The sequence below is a fragment of the Secundilactobacillus collinoides DSM 20515 = JCM 1123 genome (assembly GCF_001435975.1).
In the GTDB taxonomy this organism is placed as follows: domain Bacteria; phylum Bacillota; class Bacilli; order Lactobacillales; family Lactobacillaceae; genus Secundilactobacillus; species Secundilactobacillus collinoides.
In genome coordinates this window covers 1-5,863 of sequence record NZ_AYYR01000024.1, presented here as the reverse complement: position 1 = coordinate 5,863, position 5,863 = coordinate 1, and the positions used below count along the sequence as shown (strand labels likewise).

Annotated in this window: 8 protein-coding genes and 2 tRNA genes; 5 read left to right on the top strand and 5 right to left on the bottom strand. The window is 44.1% G+C overall.

The window, feature by feature from the left end:
- Window positions 1-75: 75 nt before the first annotated feature.
- Window positions 76-405 (top strand): hypothetical protein, encoded by a 330-nt coding sequence (locus tag FC82_RS05765; RefSeq protein WP_054762893.1) that lies wholly within the window; start codon window positions 76-78, stop codon window positions 403-405.
- Between the two features lie 359 nt (window positions 406-764).
- Here FC82_RS05765 and FC82_RS05760 read toward each other — a convergent pair.
- Window positions 765-837 (bottom strand) — tRNA-Gln (locus tag FC82_RS05760).
- A gap of 192 nt (window positions 838-1,029) precedes the next feature.
- Here FC82_RS05760 and FC82_RS05755 point away from each other — a divergent pair.
- Window positions 1,030-1,102 (top strand) — tRNA-Glu (locus FC82_RS05755).
- A 65-nt stretch (window positions 1,103-1,167) separates the two neighbouring features.
- On the opposite strand, the gene FC82_RS17325 is transcribed toward FC82_RS05755, so the two are convergent.
- Entirely contained in the window at window positions 1,168-1,452 is a 285-nt protein-coding gene (locus FC82_RS17325) for an HAD family hydrolase (RefSeq protein WP_268873496.1), read from the bottom strand.
- A gap of 31 nt (window positions 1,453-1,483) precedes the next feature.
- Window positions 1,484-1,807 (bottom strand): HAD family hydrolase, encoded by a 324-nt coding sequence (locus FC82_RS17320; RefSeq protein WP_054762883.1) that lies wholly within the window; start codon window positions 1,805-1,807, stop codon window positions 1,484-1,486.
- A 171-nt stretch (window positions 1,808-1,978) separates the two neighbouring features.
- On the opposite strand from FC82_RS17320, the gene FC82_RS05745 reads away from it, so the two are divergent.
- From FC82_RS05745 to FC82_RS05735, 3 genes are all read left to right on the top strand, one after another.
- Window positions 1,979-2,503, top strand: a complete 525-nt coding sequence (locus tag FC82_RS05745; RefSeq protein WP_056996453.1) for a CvpA family protein — start codon at window positions 1,979-1,981, stop codon at window positions 2,501-2,503.
- An 88-nt stretch (window positions 2,504-2,591) separates the two neighbouring features.
- A complete protein-coding gene (locus FC82_RS05740) occupies window positions 2,592-2,798 on the top strand; it encodes a hypothetical protein (protein ID WP_054762887.1) in 207 nt (68 codons plus the stop codon).
- 26 nt (window positions 2,799-2,824) lie between these two features.
- Window positions 2,825-3,328 (top strand): hypothetical protein, encoded by a 504-nt coding sequence (locus FC82_RS05735; protein WP_153021002.1) that lies wholly within the window; start codon window positions 2,825-2,827, stop codon window positions 3,326-3,328.
- A 92-nt stretch (window positions 3,329-3,420) separates the two neighbouring features.
- On the opposite strand, the gene FC82_RS05730 is transcribed toward FC82_RS05735, so the two are convergent.
- Together FC82_RS05730 and FC82_RS05725 are read right to left on the bottom strand one after the other, a co-directional pair.
- The gene (locus FC82_RS05730) at window positions 3,421-4,767 is read right to left on the bottom strand and encodes a glucose-6-phosphate isomerase (protein WP_056996452.1); all 1,347 of its coding nucleotides are present in this window, start codon (window positions 4,765-4,767) and stop codon (window positions 3,421-3,423) included.
- A gap of 80 nt (window positions 4,768-4,847) precedes the next feature.
- Window positions 4,848-5,705 carry a GRP family sugar transporter gene (locus FC82_RS05725; protein ID WP_054762891.1) on the bottom strand — a complete coding sequence of 286 codons (858 nt, stop codon included), beginning with the start codon at window positions 5,703-5,705 and terminating at the stop codon, window positions 4,848-4,850.
- Window positions 5,706-5,863: the final 158 nt, after the last annotated feature.

Genomic DNA, 5,863 nt, shown 5'->3' with positions numbered 1-5,863 from the left:
TAGACCAATTATAAGAATAGGCCATTAGTGTTGCACTTAACTTGACAATTGAGGAAGAAAAGAGGAAACAAAACTGTGGCAAGTAATTCTGATTCGATTTACAACGTTTTGACCTACGTCAAACGGCATCCAGACCGGGTCATCTTTAAACCGCAAGAATTCACTAACGTTGTGACCATAGGTATTCCAGACACGTTGAAAGTTGCTAACCAGGATATTTACTTTCCAAGCGACCGACTGAGTGTCAACCTGATGACCGATGACTTCTTGGGCGAAAATGGTGACCTGCTGGACCACTTTTATGAACTGACGAAACAAACAAAGCCTGACTACCACGATCTTTGGATCACGACCAGTCATGTTAAGAAGGAACATTTATTTTTGTTGGATTTGTCGTTTGAGTAGAGAGTGGAACAAAGCCCCTTGCCTTGTGAAACTCGTTTCGGCTATGTAATTGAAATCCCACATCGCAAGCACTACCATGCTGACAACACTCGAAAAGTCCAAGTCTGGCTCTCCGACTAAAAACAAGTTACGCACTGGCCCTTACCATACGAAACCTGTTCCGGCAAAGCACCTTATTTCCCTAGTTGTAGACCAACAATTAAAAAACACACATAACCCGTCTTGACTGTCGTTACCTGCAGCCAAGACGGGTTTTTGTCCGGCCGATCATTGCGTCTAAGTACCCGCACGCGTGCACCTCACTGTCAAACCAAACAAAAAAAGCCACCTGCATATTCATGCAGGTGGTTAATAATAAATTGGGTATACTGGGCTCGAACCAGTAACTTACGGATTCAGAGTCCGCTGCCTTACCAATTTGGCGAATACCCATTAAGCGATAAGCTATCTGACAATTTAATAGTTTAACTTCTTTTAAAATCAATGTCAACTGACAATTGCAAAATCCACTCGATTTTTTTGAATATTGCCCCAAAAAGCGTATATTATCCCAAAATGGTTGACTTCCTGTATAAAAACGTGTAAATTTAATAATGTTCTAAAATAATTGTGTCATCAAGCCATTGCCCGCTGGTCAAATTGGTTAAGACGTCGCCCTCTCAAGGCGGAGTTACGGGTTCGATCCCCGTGCGGGTGATAATCGAGTTACAGCAAGGTCGCTAAACGTTGATTTAACAATGTTTAGCGACCTTTTTCGTTTTTTTAATGCCCTAATACTTTGCTTAACTGACGGTGAAGGTCCGACACCATTAAATAAATGTCAGCACCAGCCGATTTCAACTCATCCAGTTTAACAGAGTTGGCCCAGGCGGCTGAATAGCAATGAATCCCTACCTCTCGACAATTCTTTAAATCACCCGCCGTATCCCCAACGTAGGCGAGCTCGTCAGGCTGCAGCCCTTCATCAGTCAACAATTTTTGAAATTGAGCTGCTTTATTAGGATGATCAGGGTCACCAGTCAGTACTGGTGCAAATGCAGAAGTCAGGTTTAACGCTGAGAGCGTTATTTCACAGCTTTCAGCCTCCTTCCCCGTGACGACTGCCGTTCACGCCGGCCTCGCGAAGTGTCTGCAGCACCTCTTGAACACCCCTAAACGGCCCGCTGAGTACCCGATGTGCATCACGGTAATTTTGATAGAAGTCATCCATTATTGATGCTGGTGCCCCGGGTGCAAGTTCACGCAGCATCCCAACCTCATTGACGCCAAAAGTAGCCAAAATTGTTTGATCCGATACGGTTTTGCCCGTATAATCAAACACCGTTTTGCGAAACGCTTCAAAAATAACTGGAAAAGTTTCCGCCAATGTACCGTCAATATCAAACGCCACCATTTTTAACATGTTCATCCGCCACCTTGTTCAATTTGAATTCTCCGATATCAGCATAGCACTTCTGCATGCTCCGTGGGACTGACACAGTAAACGTCATGATATCGCAATAATTCTTAACACATTATTTACCACCTGCCACGGTATAATAGAAGCGTACCAAGAGAGGATTGAGATTTAACCATGGTCTATACTTTGGTCATTATATTAATTTTAGCGTTAGGCCTAATTTCCGGCTACCGGCACGGGTTTGCCATCATGCTTGTCCGGCTAGTCGCCTACGCGATTGCCTGGCTCTTAACGATGGCCTTCAGTGACAAAATAGCCACCTGGTTGTACAGTGCGTTCACAAACGGCAGCGCAACTTCGACGGTCACTGTCCCACGTGTATTTTCCGGCGTTCTGTTTTTTATCATGTTCAGTATCATTTACGCGATTGTCCGACGAATTGGCCGTGATATCAACATGATCACCCGGTTGCCGATTATTCACCAAGCCAACGCACTGTTAGGTGCAGTCATCAGTCTGGTGATCCGCTACCTGTTTATTTTTCTAGTGCTGAACGTTTTACTGCTGGTGCCAACGACCTGGACCACGGCGCAATATCAAAATTCGTCACTTGCCCAAACCATTGTTAAAAAAACACCTGTGGTTTCTGAACAGTTGTACCAGCAGTGGCAGGATAGTCAAACCAGTACCAATGATTAATTTAATCTTAATATGAGGCAAAACTACAGTCTTTCATCGTTGTTATCTTTATAATTGAGCCAACAAATTGGATTGAGGAGGAATTACCGTGCTCACACTGATTATCATCGGCATAATCCTGTTTTTCGGTTTACGTATCTTCTTTGGGTTATTCGGTTGGTTATTTCACATTTTAGGAATTCTGATTATCGGCGGCCTAATTTTTGCATTCGCGTCGTCCTTTATCGGCATTTTCCTGATTGTTGCGGTAGTTTTAGTAGGCAGCTGGTTCGCAGGCGAATTTTTAAATAACTAGCGCGACAGCTGGAAAGAAGGCACAATATGCGTTCAAGACAGGCAAGGCCTAGGAAACGACGCTGGCCTAAAATCGTCGGCGGGTTACTTGGACTGCTAGTGGTTCTAATCATTTGCGGAGTTATTTTCTTCCCGCAGTTAAATAATACGATGCGTGCAACCACTGGTAAAGACACACCAGCAGATAAAATTGTTAAAAATGAACTCGTAAAAAAAATTGAATCATCAAAAACGGGTGATTCGCAAACGGACGCCGCGCTAAATAAAGCAGCATCAACCTTGCAAAAGACAAAAATGAGCACCATCATGAAAGCAGCTAAGAATCAAACTGAGGCGAGTGCCTTGCTGGACAGAACAACTGGTCTCAGCGCGTCAGAATCAAAGGCAGCCACGACAGTTGTTTTCCACAACGCAGCGTATACAAAATTGCGTACAGCGATTGCAAACGGTAACTGGGTCGCGGCTTATAAACAGTATCAAACCCTTTCAAACAATGGCAATCTAAGCACCCTCGAAGGTGAAATTAACTAACGGTTCGCAAAACCGCTGCATGAAAAACAGCCCTACCCAATCATCACGATCATGGGTAAGGCTGTTTTATTGTCTCTCTTTATCGTTGAGTATTAGAGCCGCTTGTTCAGCTTTTCGCCCAGTTCTTCAAATCCAGGCTTGCCCAGCAAGGCAAACATATTCGTCTTGTAGGCTTCGACACCGGGTTGGTTGAATGGGTTGATACCGTTCAGGTAACCAGAAATGGCCACAGCAACTTCAAAGAAGTAAATCAGGTAACCCAAGGTGTATGGGGTCTGATCTGGGATGTGAACACTCATATTAGGCACGTTGCCGTCAGTATGGGCTAATGTGACACCTTGAAAGGCTTTGGTGTTCGCAAAGTGCATCGTCCGGCCCTCAAGGTACTGTAAACCGTCCAGATTGCCATCTTCTTTAGGAATGTCCAAATCATGGTTTGGCTTGTCAATAAAGACAACGGTTTCCATCAAGTTCCGTAACCCCTCTTGAATGTACTGACCAAGTGAGTGCAAATCAGTTGAGAAATTAGCTGATGATGGGTAGATGCCCTTTTCATTCTTACCTTCTGATTCGCCCATCAACTGTTTCCACCATTCAGCAAAGTACTGCATGTTTGGTTCGTAGTTTTCTAGGAGTTCAGTTGTATAGCCCTTCCGGTACAAAATGTTCCGGTAAGCGGCGTACTGGTAGGCTTCATTCTTCGTCAAATCAGTGTCAGTGTAGGCATTCATTGCGTCTCGAGCACCGGTCATTAACTGATCGATGTCAATACCGGAAGCCGCAATCGGTAATAACCCAACGGCTGTCAAAACAGAGTACCGGCCACCAACGCCATCGGGGATAACAAAGGCTTCGTAACCCTCAGCGTCAGCTTCTTGTTTCAAAGCACCGCGCTTTTGGTCAGTTGTAGCGTAGATCCGTGATTTAGCCTCAGTCTCGCCATACTTATCAATCAGTCGTTGCTTAAAGATTCGGAACGCAATCGATGGTTCGGTCGTTGTCCCAGATTTTGAAATCACGTTGACTGAAAAGTCGCGGTCGCCAATTAAATGAATCAAGTCATAAACGTACGATGGGCTCAGTGAGTTCCCAGCAAACAGAATTTGTGGGAAGTCGCGTTGTTCATCTGGCAAATAGTTATAGAAGGTGTCGTGTAAGAAATCAACGGCCATCTTAGCGCCTAAGTATGAACCGCCGATACCAATCACAACAAGTACTTTCGAGTTTGATTGAATCTTCTTGGCTGCTGCCTGGATTCGTGCAAATTCTGTCTTGTCATAATCTTCTGGCAGGTTCAGCCAGTCACGAAAATCACTGCCGGCGCCTGTACCAGTTCTTAATTCTTCATCCGCTGCATTTACTAATGCTTGCATTTCGCCCAATTCGTTGTCGTGAACAAACTTATCAAGCTTTGAAGCATCAAATGAAATGTGTGCCATTAACGATATACCTCACTTTATTTAGGATCGTCTTTATTATACCCGATTTTCTTCCAAAAAGGAATGGTCTATACCGAAATTTATTTCATAATTCCAAGAATGGCTGAACCTGCAATAACGAGCACGGAGCCAACGGTGACGTACACCATCTCTTTACGCGTTTTGTGTTCCCCAAGCAGGAAGATACTCCCGAAGGTTGAGATGATGATCCCGGATTGTGCCAGTGAGTAGCTGATGGCCAACCCAACGGCTGGAATCGACATAAACATAAAGAAGTTCCCAACGCCCCAAACAAGACCAGTGATAATATTCTTGGCCATTGGTTTGCCAAATGGATGTTTGCCGGCTGCGAATAACAGGGCTCCGATGACCATCCCGATTGATTGCGGTAAGAGAACCGACTTAGAGTTGACGTTGCCCAATTCAACGATAACGGTGTACAACGTGTACCCTAAGGTTGAAAAGATAATTGCTCGGACACCGGCGCCAGTATTGTATGTGCGAGCTCTCGTATCGCGTTTTGCGTTGTCACGCAAAGAAGTCATCACGATCCCCAAAATCAAAATAATCATGGCAATCGTTCCCATTGACAGGGTCTTCGTTGTGTTCCATTCGTTAAATAAGATAACTCCAGCCAGACTTTGGAAGACCAGTTGTGCCCCGGTAGAAACTGGAACAGTAACAGAAATACCAATGGCTTTCATTGACTGAAATTGTTGAAATTGTCCAACAGCCCAGAAAAGTCCAGACGCTATGCCGACGCCCCAGATCATCAAGCTGTAATGTGGATGAAAGTAGAAGAGGCTAAAAATACCAAATAACAAGGCACCCACGGTCATCCCTAACGTTTGTTGATAGGAATTCCCACCTAACTTACCACTAACCAATCCAATGCTTCCCCAACAAATTGCGGGAATCAAGGCTAAAAGTATTACCATGAAATTCTCTCCGTTCTCTTTTTCATAATATTTTCAAAATTGAAAGCGCTTTTAAATGTTTTCAATGCTATTATTTTACTAGAAATTTGTGAAAAATAAAAGCCCTCAATTGTCAAGTTAAGTGCAACACTAATGGCCTATTCTTATAATTGGTCTAG